General features: G+C 62.4%; 13 protein-coding genes. 7 read left to right on the forward strand and 6 right to left on the reverse strand.

The annotated features are described in order from the left end of the window. The first annotated feature begins 126 nt into the window (after positions 1-126). On the forward strand, positions 127-1,017 hold the full coding sequence (locus tag Pan216_RS11855) for a dienelactone hydrolase family protein (RefSeq protein ID WP_145258198.1): 891 nt from the start codon (positions 127-129) through the stop codon (positions 1,015-1,017). A gap of 3 nt (positions 1,018-1,020) precedes the next feature. On the opposite strand, the gene Pan216_RS11860 is transcribed toward Pan216_RS11855, so the two are convergent. Continuing rightward, on the reverse strand, positions 1,021-1,818 hold the full coding sequence (locus Pan216_RS11860; RefSeq protein ID WP_145258199.1) for a transglutaminase domain-containing protein: 798 nt from the start codon (positions 1,816-1,818) through the stop codon (positions 1,021-1,023). 547 nt (positions 1,819-2,365) lie between these two features. Here Pan216_RS11860 and Pan216_RS11865 point away from each other — a divergent pair. Then, on the forward strand, positions 2,366-2,722 hold the full coding sequence (locus tag Pan216_RS11865) for a YciI family protein (RefSeq protein ID WP_145258200.1): 357 nt from the start codon (positions 2,366-2,368) through the stop codon (positions 2,720-2,722). 384 nt (positions 2,723-3,106) lie between these two features. After that, complete coding sequence (gene gdhA, locus Pan216_RS11870; RefSeq protein WP_145258201.1) at positions 3,107-4,447, forward strand: NADP-specific glutamate dehydrogenase; 1,341 nt, start codon at positions 3,107-3,109, stop codon at positions 4,445-4,447. Between the two features lie 286 nt (positions 4,448-4,733). On the opposite strand, the gene Pan216_RS11875 is transcribed toward gdhA, so the two are convergent. From Pan216_RS11875 to fabF, 3 genes are all read right to left on the reverse strand, one after another. Then, positions 4,734-5,822, reverse strand: a complete 1,089-nt coding sequence (locus Pan216_RS11875) for a glycoside hydrolase family 99-like domain-containing protein (protein WP_419193555.1) — start codon at positions 5,820-5,822, stop codon at positions 4,734-4,736. A gap of 44 nt (positions 5,823-5,866) precedes the next feature. Continuing rightward, the gene (locus tag Pan216_RS11880; protein ID WP_145258203.1) at positions 5,867-6,862 is read right to left on the reverse strand and encodes an SGNH/GDSL hydrolase family protein; all 996 of its coding nucleotides are present in this window, start codon (positions 6,860-6,862) and stop codon (positions 5,867-5,869) included. Positions 6,863-7,205: 343 nt separating this feature from the next. Then, positions 7,206-8,456 (reverse strand): beta-ketoacyl-ACP synthase II, encoded by a 1,251-nt coding sequence (gene fabF / locus Pan216_RS11885; protein WP_145258204.1) that lies wholly within the window; start codon positions 8,454-8,456, stop codon positions 7,206-7,208. A gap of 393 nt (positions 8,457-8,849) precedes the next feature. On the opposite strand from fabF, the gene Pan216_RS11890 reads away from it, so the two are divergent. Next, positions 8,850-9,311, forward strand: coding sequence for a RidA family protein (locus tag Pan216_RS11890; protein WP_145258205.1), 462 nt, complete (start codon positions 8,850-8,852; stop codon positions 9,309-9,311). Positions 9,312-9,458: 147 nt separating this feature from the next. On the opposite strand, the gene Pan216_RS11895 is transcribed toward Pan216_RS11890, so the two are convergent. Continuing rightward, the gene (locus tag Pan216_RS11895) at positions 9,459-9,818 is read right to left on the reverse strand and encodes a hypothetical protein (protein WP_145258206.1); all 360 of its coding nucleotides are present in this window, start codon (positions 9,816-9,818) and stop codon (positions 9,459-9,461) included. Between the two features lie 395 nt (positions 9,819-10,213). Here Pan216_RS11895 and sucC point away from each other — a divergent pair, with 395 nt between their 5' ends. The 3 genes from sucC to Pan216_RS11910 all read left to right on the forward strand — a co-directional run bounded on the left by sucC (position 10,214) and on the right by Pan216_RS11910 (position 13,435). Then, positions 10,214-11,371 carry an ADP-forming succinate--CoA ligase subunit beta gene (sucC, locus tag Pan216_RS11900; RefSeq protein ID WP_145258207.1) on the forward strand — a complete coding sequence of 386 codons (1,158 nt, stop codon included), beginning with the start codon at positions 10,214-10,216 and terminating at the stop codon, positions 11,369-11,371. Between the two features lie 96 nt (positions 11,372-11,467). Further along, complete coding sequence (sucD, locus tag Pan216_RS11905; protein WP_145258208.1) at positions 11,468-12,346, forward strand: succinate--CoA ligase subunit alpha; 879 nt, start codon at positions 11,468-11,470, stop codon at positions 12,344-12,346. 21 nt (positions 12,347-12,367) lie between these two features. Beyond that, on the forward strand, positions 12,368-13,435 hold the full coding sequence (locus tag Pan216_RS11910; protein WP_145258209.1) for a nucleoside hydrolase: 1,068 nt from the start codon (positions 12,368-12,370) through the stop codon (positions 13,433-13,435). Between the two features lie 42 nt (positions 13,436-13,477). On the opposite strand, the gene Pan216_RS11915 is transcribed toward Pan216_RS11910, so the two are convergent. Next, on the reverse strand, positions 13,478-14,608 hold the full coding sequence (locus tag Pan216_RS11915) for a calcium:cation antiporter (protein WP_145258210.1): 1,131 nt from the start codon (positions 14,606-14,608) through the stop codon (positions 13,478-13,480). Positions 14,609-14,612 lie beyond the last annotated feature (4 nt).

The raw sequence follows: 14,612 nt of genomic DNA on the forward strand, positions 1-14,612 counted from the left end.
AGGACTACGCCGAGAGTGGCGTCGAACGTTGATGTGAACAAAACGCTCCCTATCGCAGTACTAAAGGGAACAGACGCTCGACCCGCCGTCAACCGATCCGAAGTGACCACAACAGGAGTAAGGCAGATGGAACGCAAGAAGGCTTCCGAATACGATCAGCGGTTGTTGGACCTCTATGACGACTTCGCCCACGGCCGGATCGACCGGCGCGGGTTTCTCGAGGGGGCCTCGGCGTTCGCTGTGGGAGGGCTCACCGCCGCGGGGATCTTGGCGGGCCTCAGTCCGACGTATGCCTGGGCGGAGCAGGTTCCGAAGCACGATCCACGCATCGCATCGACGTATGTCGAGTACGATTCGCCCGAGGGGGGCGGCAAGATGCGGGGGCTGCTGGTCAAGCCCTCCAGCGCGAAGGGAAAGTTGCCCGGCGTGCTCGTCGTTCATGAGAACCGCGGCCTCAATCCCTACATCGAGGATGTCGCACGGCGGCTGGCGGTCGCGGGCTTTCTCGCGCTGGCTCCCGACGCGCTCGCGCCGCTGGGGGGCTATCCGGGCAATGACGATGACGGCCGGACGATGCAGCGCAAACGCGATCGCGAGGAGATGACCCAGGACTTCATCGCGGGCGCGAAGTACTTGCAGAAGCTACCCGACTGCACCGGCAAGGTCGGCGTCGTCGGTTTTTGTTTCGGGGGCGGCATGGCCAATCAGCTTGCCGTGCGCATTCCCGACGTGATCGCTGCGGCGGTTCCGTTCTATGGGGCCCAGCCCGAGGCCTCGGACGTCGCGAAGATCAAGTCCCCGCTGCTGTTGCACTACGGGGAACTCGATCGCCGGATCAATGCCGGCTGGCCCGCGTATGAGAAGGCTCTCAAGGAAAACGGCGTCAAGTACGAGGCCTTCATCTACGAGGATGCCAATCACGGCTTTCACAACGACACCACGCCCCGCTACGACGACGAGGCCGCCAACCTCGCGTGGAAGCGGACGATTGAGTTCTTCAAGAAGAACCTCGGGTAGTCCCTAGGACGGTGGATCGAGGAGCTGAACGACGCCCACGTTCATGCTCTTAAGCTCCACCGCGGCGCCGAACTGGGTGTAGATGGCCACGTCGGCCGCGTCACGCCCATACGCGATCGCGACACGCCCGCCGTTCAAGTTCGACTGTGTCGGATCGAAGGTATACCAACGTCCGCCGACGTAGGCCTCGAACCACGCGTGCAGGTCCATTGGCACGAGCGTCGCCAAGTAGCCGACCACCATGCGGGCGGGGATCGACAGGGCACGACAGAGGGCGATGCCCAAGTGGGCCATGTCGCGGCACACCGCCTCGGAACGCTCGTTGACGTCGACGGCGGTGATGATGTCTTGCCCGGAGCCCGGCGCGTAGCGGGTCGTGTCGCGGATGTATTGCACAATCGCCGCGCATTGGTCATACCCGAGCGCATGACCATCGCCAAGTTGATAGGCCAACTCCGTGAAGAGGTCCGATTCGCAGTACCGGCTCGGCAAGAGGAACGGCAACGTCGCCTCGGGCAGATCTTGCACCTCGCTGAGCCGAGCCCCGGGGGCGGTGTCGGAGGCCTCGGCCGCTTCGATATCGGCGGTCGTATGCACCGAGAAGTCTCCCACCGGCGCGACCAATCGCTGACAGAGGTTGCCGAACGGATCGGTGAACTCAACCGCGGTGACGCTTGGGCTGATGAGGTACTCCTCGCGAGCGACCCACTGATGCCAACCGCTCCGCGGACGCAGCATGAACAACAGCGGCGTCGGGGCCGACACTCCCAGCTCCAGGGAACAAGACGCTCTCAACCACATTGGTGACAATCTCCCACGGCGTGTGCCGTACTTTGCTGAATCGACAGAATTGTAGAGATCGTCGTTCACATCCGTCGCCGCTCTTCCGGCGATTTTCTACTAGCGGTAGGATTGCCGCCCGCCTCGTGTAGGATGGGGCGTTGAAGACCGATCCGAATCCCTTGGCCTCGTAAGGGAATCTCCCGAGGCCCGAATTCGCCCTCGAGCATTTGCTGATCCGCGCGGAGCCCAAAGGCCCGCATTGTAACGGAAGGCTACCGAAAAAATGACGGTTACCTCGGGCGATGTTGCGACGAGTTTCCCGACGTCGTGAAGGCTCGCGAAACGCGCCATTTTGGGCACAATTCGGACCGATTTGCCCGCAAAGAGGACCGATTTGACGCCGATTCGATCAAAAAAGGCTCCAAATCGAACCAATTCGCGCATGGCAGCCCCCTGAGACGCCCTCTCCGCTGACAAATGATTCGCGATCGTCGCCCCCTTGTCGATTCCCCGCTCCCTCGTTCGACTATCCGGTGGAACAAGAACTTTCTCGGGAGGAGATCTCATGAAGTACATTCTGCTGATTTATGGGGAAGAGGGGGCGTGGCCGGAGGAGGAACACCGGGTGGCGATCGAGGAGTCGGTCGCGGTTTGTCATGACTTACATGCGAAGGGGCAATACCTCGACGCTGCGCCCCTGCAACCGGTCGCGACGGCGACATGCGTGCGAGTGAGGGAGGGCAAGCGAATCGTAAGCGATGGGCCCTTCGCCGAGACCAAGGAACAGCTTGCCGGGTACTTTCTCGTCGATGTCCCCAACCTCGACGAGGCGATCGCGATCGCCTCCCGGATTCCCGGAACCCATCGGGGGACGGCGGAGATCCGCCCGATTCATGAGGTGAACGGGTTGCCGATCGAGTAGGCCTGTGGCCCACCAGTTTGGGGCGGAGTGTTTGTCATTCTCGAGGTCGGTCGCATTGGGGACTCCGGTGGTTTCGCCACCCCGACAGGCGAGCCATCGGCGCTACCCGGAAGCGTGATGAGTCGAGAGACAACCTGCGTCGACGCCTCGATTGACGAGCCATGGGGTATCTTGTGGAGCCAATCCCGAGGGCGTTCGTTTCGCACTCAAGAGTAGACGTTCCCCAACGTATAACATGGAGGGCTGGGGAAACCCGGATGTGGGGGACTGACAGGGGCGAGTGCGCGGAGCACGCGCGGTCCGCGACGAGGCGAGCGGTGGCCGGTCGATCGAGCGGTAGCCGAATCATCCCGGCGGAACGTGCAGAAGAGAAGGTCGAGAACCGTGGACGAACTAGAGCGATTCATTGAGGGGCTGAAAAAGCGGAACCCGTACGAAGAAGAGTTTCACCAGGCGGTCGAGGAGGTCGCCACCTCCGTCATGCCGTGGTACCTCGACCATGAGAAGTACCGCAGGGCCCAGATCCTCGAGCGACTGACCGAACCGGATCGCATCGTGACCTTTCGCGTCTCCTGGCAGACCGACTCGGGGGAGATCCGCGCGAATCGGGCGTGGCGGGTTCAATTCAGTCACTGCCTCGGCCCCTACAAGGGGGGCTTGCGGTTTCATCCCTCGGTGACGCAGAGCGTCCTGAAGTTCCTGGGCTTCGAGCAGATCTTCAAGAACAGCCTCACGGGGCTGCCGATGGGAGGAGCCAAGGGGGGATCGAACTTCAACCCCAAGGGCAAGAGCGACAACGAAGTGATGCGCTTCTGTCACTCGATGATGACGGAACTCCATCGGCACATCGGCGAGGACGTCGACGTTCCCGCGGGGGACATCGGTGTTGGCTCGCGCGAGATCGGCTACCTCTTCGGGCAGTACATGCGGCTCGAGAATCGCTGGACGGGAGTGCTCACGGGCAAGGGGTGCGCCTTCGGTGGCAGTGCGGTGCGTAAGGAGGCGACGGGCTACGGCAGTGTCTACTTCCTCGAGGATGTCCTGAAACAGCACGGGGAGGAGATCGAGGGGAAGGCCATCGTCATCAGCGGGAGCGGCAACGTCGCTCGCTATGCCGCGGAGAAGGCGGTCGCGAAGGGGGCCAAGGTGCTCACGCTGAGCGACTCCGACGGCTTCATCGAGGTTCGGGACGGCTTGACCGTCGAGCAACTCGAGTTCATCCACGAACTCAAGGAGCAGTGGCGCGGTCGCATCTCCGCGGTGGCCGACGAGTTCGGAGGAGTCGTCTACCACGACGGCGCCAAGCCGTGGGGAGTCTCGTGCGATGTCGCGATGCCCTGTGCCACGCAGAACGAGCTCGACGTCTCCGATGCCGAGTCGTTGATCGGCAACGGCGTGATCGCGGTCTGCGAGGGGGCGAACATGCCGGTCACGGCCGACGCCGCTCATCTGCTACGCGACCGAGGGATCCTGCACGCTCCCGGGAAAGCGTCCAATGCCGGCGGCGTGGCGGTCAGTGGCTTGGAACAGAGTCAGAATGCGACGCGGATCAGTTGGTCTCGCGAAGAGGTCGATCGACGGCTCCGGGAGATCATGAAGTCGATCCACGCTCGTTGTGTCGCCTTTGGTGAGGGGAAGGGAGGCAAGGTCAACTACGTCGACGGTGCCAACATCTCCGGCTTCGAGAAGGTGGCCGAGGCGATGCTGGCCTACGGCGTGGTGTGATTGCCGCTCGACGCGCTCACCAACAGAGGATCAACGTGGTGGGTGGGACCGTCGGTTGGGTCTTGACCCACGTTGGGGAAGGTAGGACCTCGGCACTGGCTGACAAGCAGCCAGTGGCACCCGGGAGGACTTCCGTCATGAACGTGGGGTTTCGAACATGCCCACGCAAGCGTGAGTCTTACGAACATGCCCACGCAAGCGTGAGTCTTACGAACATGCCCACGCAAGCGTGAGCATGGCACCCGGCACTCGGACACCTCAATGACATTCAAGCGTCCACACACGACTACTTCGAACTGTCTTCGACCGCTTCGCGAAGGGTATTCAGGTACGAATGGCCATACTCCTTGGCGGGTTCGATGGTGGTGCCCTCCCACCACTCGTTGAAGCTCGTCACGAAGAGCATTCGTGGCGCGTCGGGAGCCGAGGAGGGATTGGTGATTCTCGTGGCCTCCTTGATCTGGGCGCGAAAGTCGTCGACGCTGCCACGAAGTGTCTTGTGCCCGCGGAAATCGTGATAGCTCGGCAGGACATTGGGATAGAACACCGTCGACCGCGCCCAGCGATCGACGATCGGCTTGGCTTCACGCCGCATGTACGCCCCGGCGGTCTCCCCTTCCTTGACGAGGGCGTTCTCGAACATGTTGTAGGTCGTGTAGGCGTCAAAAACGGGTCGCCCATCGCGCAGTCCGTTGCGGGCCGTTTCCGGGGACTGTTGGTCACCGAAAAAGGGTTCGTCGGCGATGAAGTAGACGTCCGTTCCGGCGGTCGCTTCCGCCGCGGCGAGCTGACGTGGATCGAAGTTGCGAAACGTCCTGGTGACATAGAGGACGAGGACGGGCTTGCCGTCGACGTGGAGATACGACCGATGGCCGAAATACGTCTCTCTCAGATGCCGCAAGTCCTTGGCGAAACCGGCGGCGACCTCGGGATGGGAGAAGTCGATGACGGCATCGGTGTTGCCATCGAGATGGTCGAGCCGGCCGAGCGACTCGTAGATCATCGCGAAGCGGATGGTGTCGAGGTTCGATGCTCGGAAGAAGCCTTGGTCGAGATGCCGCGCGGTGAGGTGGACCTCTCCCCACCAGGAGACCACGAAGGCATCAATCCCGCCCTCGCGTGCCCAGGCGATGTGTTGTTCGGCGATGGTCGGTTCGTCGGTGCCGTATCGTCCGAGGGTCGGCGTCCCGACGTAGCCGTGCCGTGACCAATCCCCCTTCTCGTACCAGGGGTAGTAGTAGGCCAGGACGAGTGGGCGTTGGGGGACGTCCTGGGCGAGGGTCGGACCAAGGAGTGCCGATGTCGCGGCGAGGCCGACGACCGTCGCGATGACGAGGGATCGGTGGCCGTTCTTGGCGAGGGTGGTTCGGCTCACGGAAGTCATCCTTTCATCCTCGGCGGCGTCATGAAGCCGTTGTCTCATCGATACGCCGAGGCCACAAGCATCCAAACCGTTTCCGCCATCTGCTCATGTCCGTTTCGGGTGAGGTGGATCGTGTCGAGGGTGGCGGTGCTCGGAGCGATGACCGACAGCAGATAGCGTTTCGGGGCAAGGACCACGCCGTGCTTGTGGGCGAGTCGACGCTGCGCCCGTCCATATTCGTTGCAAAAGGGAGGGAGGGGGAGTTCGAGCATGACGACCTGTCGTTCCGGCGTCGCGACGCGGGCCAAGAGAGCGTCGAGGTCGCGCGCGAAGTCGTGGGAGTTCGTCGAGCCCAGGAGGTCGTTGCCGCCGAGTTCAATGAGGACGACATCCGCCTCAATGGGGGACGTGTCCAGACGCTTCATCGCCAACGATACGGTGTCGCCGGCGTGGGAGATGTCTTGGACGGTCAGGTCGTGTCGCCGAGCCAGGATTGCTGGCCACCGTTGCGATGCGTCAAGGGTTCCCGTTCCGGCGGTGATCGAGTCGCCGATCACGGTCAGCCGACGGTTCGGTGCGGGAGACAGATTCCAACGGAGGTGATGGGGGGACTCGAGCGCAAGAGCGATGGTGCAGGAGCCGAGCAAAGCCGCCCAGCCCCAACGTTTCCACTGGCCGCGGTGAGTGACGATCCAGGCTAGGCTTCGTCTCACAAGTGGGCCGTCGGCCCGAGACTCAGCGAGTCGGTGCGGGTCGAGGAGGGCGAAGCAGGCGAATCCGCTGGATTCGTCGATGCAGCCCGACAAAGTCCCGTGCCGATGTAGCGAGTCGAAGCCAGAGCCTAGTATCCCGATGGCCAGGAGAGCGTAGCTCCAGTAAGGGATGGCGGCGGAGGAGATCACGAGAGCGATCGCCCCGATCACGAGTGCGAACCCGGAGACTCGTATCGCGAGGGGGGACCGAACGATGGAGAGCAGTGCGGCCACGAGGACCAAGGCGATTCCCGTGAAGAAGGCGTGCCCACTGGCGATGTGGTAGACGATCCCGTTCATCGATTCATCGTTGCCGTGCGACTAGAGATGCGGTTGCTTCGCGGTCTCCAGCATACCACGGGAAGGGGCGCGATGGTTGGATCGGGTCTCGTGTGTCGGGGAAGCGATTCCGACCGGATCGAAGGTGGAGACGACAAAGGATGAGGTGACGATTGCCGAGTCTTCCGGCACTGGCTGGCCAGCAGCCAGTGGCACCTGGTGGGACTTCCGTGGTGTAGGCGGGTCGTCTTGAGCATGCCCACGCAAGCGTGAGTCTTATTGGATGCCCACGCAAGCGTGAGACTTATTGGATGCCCACGCAAGCGTGAGCATCGGCACCCGAGTGTGTTTGCTTACGAGGGGGTTACTCGGGACGGGCCAGGGCGAGGGAGACGTTGTGGCCTCCGAAGCCGAAGCTGTTGTTGATGCAGTAGCGCACGTCGGCTTTGCGCGGCTCGTTGGGAATGTAGTCGAGGTCGCACTCGGGATCGGGCGTCTGGTAGTTGGCGGTCGCGGGCAGGATGCCTTCCTGCATCGCGAGGACACACGCGACGGTCTCGATCGCGCACGCCGCCCCGATCATGTGGCCGGTCATGCTCTTGGTGGAGCTGACCTGGAGCTTCTTGGCGCTGTCCCCGAAGACACTCTTGAGGGCGTTGGTCTCGGCGAGATCGTTGAACTTGGTGCTGGTGCCGTGGGCGTTGACGTAGGTCTCGCCGGCGATGGCCTCGGGTTCCCATTTCGCCATGTCGAGGGCCTGCTGGACGGCGCGAATCGCTCCCTGGGCCGACGGATCGGGTTGGACGAGGTGGAAGGCGTCCATGGTCGAGCCGTGACCGACGATCTCGGCGAGCGGCTTGGCGCCCCGAGCACGGGCGTGCTCCTCGGTCTCGGCGACGAGGATCGCGGCTCCCTCGGACATGACGAAGCCGTCACGGCCCAAGTCAAAGGGGCGACTCGCCTGCGTCGGGTTGTCGTTGTATTTCTTGGTCATCGCCTTCATGTTGGCGAAGGCGGAAATTGCCAGACGCGTCATGGGGGACTCGGTTCCCCCGGTGATCAGGACGTCGACGCGGCCGCGCTGGAGTTCCTCGTAGGCGTCGATGATCGCGTGCCCCGACGAGGCACAAGCGCTGGCGACGTTGTAGGCCGGTCCGGTGATGCCGAACGCGAGGCTCACGTTCGCGGGAGCGGCGTTGGGCATGAGGGTGGGGATCGTGAAAGGGCTGACACGCCGTGGACCGCGTTGAAGCAGATTTTCCGTTTGGGCCTGGAGCGTCGCGAGCCCCGAGAGTCCGGCACCGATGATCACCCCGCAGCGTTCGCCGAGCAACTCCGGACCGAGACCGGCGTGCTTGATCGCCTCTTTGGCGGCGATGACGCTGAAGATGCTCGCGCGATCCATCTTCTTCACGGAGACTTTGTCGTTGATTTCGGACTCGGCGAAATCGAGTCCGCGGATCTCGCCGCCGATGGTGATGGGCAAGTCGGTGAGGTCGACCGTTTCGAGGGTTTGGATCCCGGATCGAACTTCGAGAATGGAGTTCCAGTACTCCTGGAGGTTGTTACCAATGGGAGAGACAACCCCGACACCAGTAATGAAAACGCGTCGCATGGTGCTTACCTAGTCAAACTCACGAGTCACGCACAAGATGGCCGTTCCGACGTCCGATTCGGAACAGCGTCTCTCTTCCGTCGCTCTTTCCACGAGCATTTGGCCACACGAGATGATAGTTGCGGCCCAATCGGGAACGATTATTCGTCGCCAGAGGCGTATTTCAATTTGCCGCTTGCCGTTGGCGCCGAAATCACCCAACCATCATATATCTGAAGTTCTGGTCCGATCCAGACTTCCTCCGTCGGAGCGGGCTCGGAACGATTGCCGAACATCTTTTCCAGACAAGGGTTCGGGCAACAGTGTACAGAATCGAAGAATCCCCGACCCATCTATTTTGGGACGTCCAACCAAATTTCCAATCGGATCCACCGACATAAAGGGAGTTTAGCCATGAGCCATGAAATGCAAGTCGAACGACTTGGTTTGGAGTTGCCCCCCGCGCCGAAACCGGTCGGGACTTACGTGCCGGCCGTTCGCGTCGACAAGTTGCTCTACGTCTCCGGACACGGTCCGCTGCTGCCCGATCAAACGCTCATCACCGGAAAGGTCGGTGCGGACCTGACGCTCGAGCAGGGGGTCGCGGCCGCTCGGACGACGGGATTGGGCATGCTCGCGACGCTGCGCAGCCAGCTCGGCTCGCTCGATCGTGTCGCCCGCGTGGTCAAGGTATTTGGCTTGGTCAACGCGACGCCCGACTTCACCGATCACCCGAAGGTCATCAACGGTTTCACCGACTTGATGGTGGAAATCTTCGCGGATTCGGGATGGGCCGCGCGCTCGGCCGTCGGAGCTCCCTCCTTGCCGATGAACATCGCGGTCGAAGTCGAGGCGATCTTCGAAATCGTCGATTGACGAGGCCGACGTGATGACGATTCACGGCGTCGTTCGACGTTGCGTGACGTGGTGGCGGAGCCCCACCAAGTGGTCACTGGCTGGAAAGCGGCCAGTGGCCCCGGAGAGGCGCGATCGAAACGATGGGCTTGGGCGGCACCCGGGCGTCTACTTCGTGAGGCGCTCGAACTGCTGCTTGAGTCGCTGATGGCTCTTGGTTCGGCCCTTCATGAGCAGGGCGACATCGCCGAAGGTAAGTTCGGGATCGGGGAACGGGATGCGGGAGATCGCGTCCTCGAGCTTTCCGGGCATGGTGTAGCCGTCCTCGCCAACGTCGATCTGGACCCCGCATTCGCGAAGCAGATCGATATCGCGGTAGAAGGTTCGCATGCCGACGCGAAGGCCGCGAAGCAATCGTACCCGTGGCGCGGAACCCTTGGAGAGGATCTTCAGCAAGCGGTAGAGCCTGCCCGCTCGAGTTCCGGAAATCTTGACTCGCGTCTTTCGCGGCGCCGACCTCTTGGCCATGGGCCTGTCCTCGCGTGAACCATGTGGCTACGACCCCGCGCATCCTTGCGAGACTCGCATAAGTTTGTGTCTATCGAGTCCAATCCGCTGTGCATCGAATTGGGACGTTTGGTGCTCGCGGCTGCCGGTACGACGTCAGTGCCTGAGGCCAGCTTCTCGGCGACATACCGGTGTCCACGCGATCTTCGCGCACTACCGCGATCAACCCTAGAAGGCGTCCCTAGTGAAATCAAGCGACAATCGACTCGCTTGGCATTTTCTTGAATCATTTGCTCCGCAGCCTAAGATGCCGTCAATGTTTGCGAACAATTGTCCTCGTTCAGATCCGACGCCTCGGAATGACGCCGGGATGACACGGACGCCTACCGGACGCGACTCGTCGCGACGAACAAACGATGAAGATTCACGAATACCAAGCGAAGCAACTCCTCAAAGACGCCGGGGTTCCGATCCCCACCAGCCTCCTGGCGGGAAGCGCCGACGAAGCCGTCGCCCACTTTGACGCCCTCGGGGGCGGGGTCGCGGTCGTCAAGGCGCAAGTCCACGCCGGTGGACGCGGCAAGGGCGGGGGCGTCAAGGTCGTCCGCTCCAAGCAGGAGTGCAAGAGCGAAGCCGAGCGAATCTTGGCCAATCCGCTCATCACGCCTCAAACCGGCCCGGAAGGCGTCACCGTCAAGAAGCTGCTCGTCGAGCAGGCGACCGACATTGCCCACGAGTACTACGTGGCGATTGTCCTCGATCGCGCCTCGCAGCTCCCGGTCTTGATGGCCTCCACCGAAGGGGGCATGGAGATCGAGGAGGTTGCGGCCAAGACTCCCGAAAAGATCATCAAGACCTTCATCGACCCCGATCGCGGGCTCCTTCCCTATCAGGTCCGCAAGATCGGCTACTTGCTCGGGCTCAAGAACGAGCAAGTCAAGGCGGCCGGACCGACACTCAAGGGACTTGCCAAGGTCTACCTCGACAAGGATTGCAGCCTCGCCGAGATCAATCCCTGGGTGCGGACCGCCGACGGGAACATGATCGCCCTCGACGCGAAGATGAACTTCGACGACAACGCCCTGTTCCGTCTTAAGGACATCGCCGAACTCCGCGACGAGGCGGAAGAGGATCCGGGCGAACTGCGGGCCGGCCAAGCGGGCCTCAGCTACGTCAAACTCGACGGCACCATCGGCTGCCTCGTCAACGGGGCGGGGCTCGCGATGAGCACGATGGACATCATCAAGTACCACGGTGGCGAACCGGCCAACTTCCTCGATGTCGGCGGCGGGGCCAACGCCGAGCAGGTGACCGAGGCGTTCCGAATCATTTTGAGCGACCCGACCGTCAAGGCGGTCCTGGTCAACATCTTCGGCGGCATCATGAAGTGCGACACCATCGCGACCGCGATCATGACCGCCTTCAAGGAGGTCGGCGTCAAGGTGCCGCTCGTCTGTCGGCTCGAGGGGACCAACGTCGAACTCGGTCGCAAGATGCTCTCGGAGTCCGGGTTGCCGATCATCACCGCCAGCGACTTGACCGATGCCGCCAAGAGAGTGGTGGAAGCGGCGTAAGTCTCTCTTGTTCACCGCCGCGAACAGGGAAGGTGATGCTCGCGGCGCACCGTCTTTGAACACCATTTGGGTCGAGTAGCCCACGAGATCAACACGATGAGTATCCTGGTTAACAAAGAGACTCGACTTCTTTGCCAAGGTATCACGGGCAAGTCGGGTGCGTTCCACTCCCAACAGTGCCTCGCCTATGGCACGCAGCTCGTCGCGGGCGTCACTCCCGGCAAGGGAGGCACAACCTTCGAGGACAACGTTCCCGTCTTCAACACCGTCGCCGAGGCGGTCAAGGAGACGGGCGTCAACGCCAGCATGATCTTCGTACCGCCTCCCTTCGCGGCCGACTCGATCCTCGAGGCCGCCGAGGCGGGCATCGAGTTGGTCATCGCGATCACCGAGGGGATTCCGGCCAACGACATGGTGCGGGCGATGCGAACGATCCGCTCGCTGCCCAACTGCCGGCTCATCGGGCCGAACGGTCCCGGCGTGATCACACCCGAGGAATGCAAGATCGGGATCATGCCCGGCTACATCCACAAGAAGGGCTCGATTGGCGTCATCAGCCGAAGTGGCACGCTGACCTACGAGGCGGTTTGGCAGCTCACCAACCTGGGGCTCGGCCAGTCGACGTGCGTCGGCTTGGGAGGTGATCCCGTCGTCGGCTCATCGTTCATCGATATCCTGCAGCTCTTCGAGGACGACCCCGACACCGAAGCGGTGCTGATGATGGGCGAAATCGGGGGCGACGCCGAGGAACGGGCCGCGGACTTCGTCGCGAAGAACATGACCAAGCCGGTCGCGGCCTTCATCGCCGGCCAGACGGCCCCTCCCGGCAAGCGGATGGGCCACGCGGGAGCGATCATTTCCGGTTCCAGTGGCAAGGCCTCCGACAAGATCGCGGCGCTTCGTGCCGCCGGGATCACGGTCGCCGATTCGCCCGCCGAGATGGGCCTCGCCGTTCAGAAGGCGCTCGCGGGATAGCTCCAAGACAGGAATCACGACATGCGACAGCCGGCGTCAACGGAGTTTCCCTGGCGTCGGCGTCACGGCCGTTCGCTTCGCGTGGGGCTGTTTCTCCTCGCCGTGACTCTTCTCTCCACGGCTCCGCTCGCCAACTCCGCCGAACCGATTTCCGTCATCGTTGACACCGACATGGACAGCGACTGCGACGATGCCGGGGCGTTGGCGATGCTGCACGCTTTGGCCGACAAGGGTGAGGTGCGCCTCCTCGCGACCCCCGTTTCGGCCCGCCATCGTTGGTCCGGGCCCTGTGTCGACGCCATCAACACCTACTTCGGTCGACCCGATCTTCCGATCGGGATTCCGAAAGCCACCCCCAACAAGCAGGGCTCGCGTTTCGCCGAGACGATCGCGGTGGAGTTCGACCATGACTTCCCCGATCAGCTCGACAAGCAACCCGACGCGGTGTCGGTCTATCGCGAGGTTCTCGCCCGCCAGCCCGACGACAGTGTGACACTCGTCACGGTCGGTGATTTGACCAATGTTCGCGACTTGCTCGATGCGAAGCCGGACCAGTTCAGCCCGCTTGACGGCTTGGACCTGGTTCGAGCGAAGGTGAAACATTGGTACTGCATGGGAAGCCGCTATCCGGCCGACCGCGATCCGAAGCGCTGGGGGAACTTCAAGATGGATCCCGAGGCGACGGTCGACGCGGTGCGCCGTTGGCCTGGCAAGATCACCTTTACTGGCGGCGGTCCCTTCGCCCAACGTTTGTCCACGGGAGCGCGGCTCGGCGAGCTACCTTCCTGTAACCCGATCCGACGCGTCTACGAGCTCTACTTCGGAGGCAAGGCCAAGGACCGCCACAGCGCCGACCAGATCACCGTCATGGTGGCGGTGCGCGGCACGGGGACTCCCTGGAAGCTCGTGACTCGCGGGCACAACCACCTCTTTTCCAACGGCACCCACGAGTGGCGCGAGTCCCCCGACGACACGCGTCATCAGTTCATCTCGTCCCTCGAGGAGCGTACCGATCCCAAGGAGGTCGCGGAGACGATCGAGACGCTGATGTTGCATCTGCCGGCTAGGCGATCGCCCCCCAATCGTTAGTCGTCACGATCTCGGCCCGAGACAGCTCCGCTCTCGAATGGCCTAGTCGAAGATCAGCACCACATACGACGCGAAGACAATCAAGTGGACGACGCCCTGCAGGACGTTGGTCCGCCCGGTCGTGAAGCTGATGACACTCAGGAGCAATGTCAGCGATAGGAGGACGATCTGCAGTGGGTCGAGACCGAGTTCGAGTTCGCGGCCGGTGAAGAGACTGATCGCGAGAATCGCCGGGACGGTCATGCCGATCGAGGAGGTGGCGGCGCCGAGCGAGAGGTTGATGGTCCGCTGAAGTTGGTTGTCGAGGGCCGCTTTGATGGCGCTCATCCCCTCGGGGGCGAGGACCAAGATGGCAACGAGGAAGCCGCCAAGGGCTGGCGGAGCCCCGAGGCTGTCGATGCCGAAACTGACGACCTTGGCCATACTCTTGGCGAGCAAGACGATCGGAAGCATCGACAGGACGAGGAAAAGGGCGTGGAACCGCGTCGAGCGTGGGACGAGACCCTCGTGCCCGTGGAGTTCCTTGGTCGGTTGAGGTCCGTCCTCGGGTTGCATGAAGAATCGACTGTGTCGGTTGGTCTGGAGAAAGAGAAAGACCAGATAGAGTCCCAACGACATGAAAAGAAGGAAGAATCCCATGAGTCGCGAGACGCTTCCCCCCGGTGTCGAGTCGGTGAAGCTGGGGACAATCAGACTCAGGACCGAGAGCGGGGTGAGGACGCCGAGGTAGGAGACCGCTCCGGAGAGGTTGTAGCTTTGTTCGTGATGGCGCATCCCACCGAGAAGGAGCGTCAAGCCCAGCAGCCCGTTGAGGACGATCATGATGAGCGAGAACATCGTGTCCCGCGCGAGGGTGGGGTTTTCCTCGCCCGTGAGCATGACCGCCGCGATCATCACCGCCTCGATGCCGACCACCGAGATCGTCAGGACGAGGGTGCCGTAGGGTTCGCCGAGCTTGATCGCGAGGCAATCAGCGTGGCGAACCACCGAGAAGGCGAGCCAAAGAATCACGACGAAGAGCCAGACGAAGAAGAGACCGGCAAGCGAAGGACTCGACAGGCCGACGAGCCAACTCTTTCCGAAGATCAGAAAGAGGATGGTCGTCACCGTCCCGATCCACAGGCTCCCTTCGGAACGGAGAACATTTGGAGGCGGTTGCGGCTGGTTGGTCATCGCG

The organism is Kolteria novifilia, from assembly GCA_007748055.1.
Classification (GTDB): domain Bacteria; phylum Planctomycetota; class Planctomycetia; order Kolteriales; family Kolteriaceae; genus Kolteria; species Kolteria novifilia.

Excerpts from the sequence above, each read along its gene's own strand:
- Pan216_RS11865 (WP_145258200.1), top strand. The coding sequence starts at position 2,366 with ATGAAGTACATTCTGCTGATTTATGGGGAAGAGGGGGCGTGGCCGGAG.
- Pan216_RS11880 (WP_145258203.1), bottom strand. The coding sequence starts at position 6,862 with ATGAACGGGATCGTCTACCACATCGCCAGTGGGCACGCCTTCTTCACG.
- Pan216_RS11895 (WP_145258206.1), bottom strand. The coding sequence starts at position 9,818 with ATGGCCAAGAGGTCGGCGCCGCGAAAGACGCGAGTCAAGATTTCCGGA.
- Pan216_RS11860 (WP_145258199.1), bottom strand. The coding sequence starts at position 1,818 with ATGTGGTTGAGAGCGTCTTGTTCCCTGGAGCTGGGAGTGTCGGCCCCG.
- fabF (WP_145258204.1), bottom strand. The coding sequence starts at position 8,456 with ATGCGACGCGTTTTCATTACTGGTGTCGGGGTTGTCTCTCCCATTGGT.
- sucD (WP_145258208.1), top strand. The coding sequence starts at position 11,468 with ATGAGTATCCTGGTTAACAAAGAGACTCGACTTCTTTGCCAAGGTATC.
- Pan216_RS11855 (WP_145258198.1), top strand. The coding sequence starts at position 127 with ATGGAACGCAAGAAGGCTTCCGAATACGATCAGCGGTTGTTGGACCTC.
- Pan216_RS11890 (WP_145258205.1), top strand. The coding sequence starts at position 8,850 with ATGAGCCATGAAATGCAAGTCGAACGACTTGGTTTGGAGTTGCCCCCC.
- sucC (WP_145258207.1), top strand. The coding sequence starts at position 10,214 with ATGAAGATTCACGAATACCAAGCGAAGCAACTCCTCAAAGACGCCGGG.
- Pan216_RS11915 (WP_145258210.1), bottom strand. The coding sequence starts at position 14,608 with ATGACCAACCAGCCGCAACCGCCTCCAAATGTTCTCCGTTCCGAAGGG.
- Pan216_RS11910 (WP_145258209.1), top strand. The coding sequence starts at position 12,368 with ATGCGACAGCCGGCGTCAACGGAGTTTCCCTGGCGTCGGCGTCACGGC.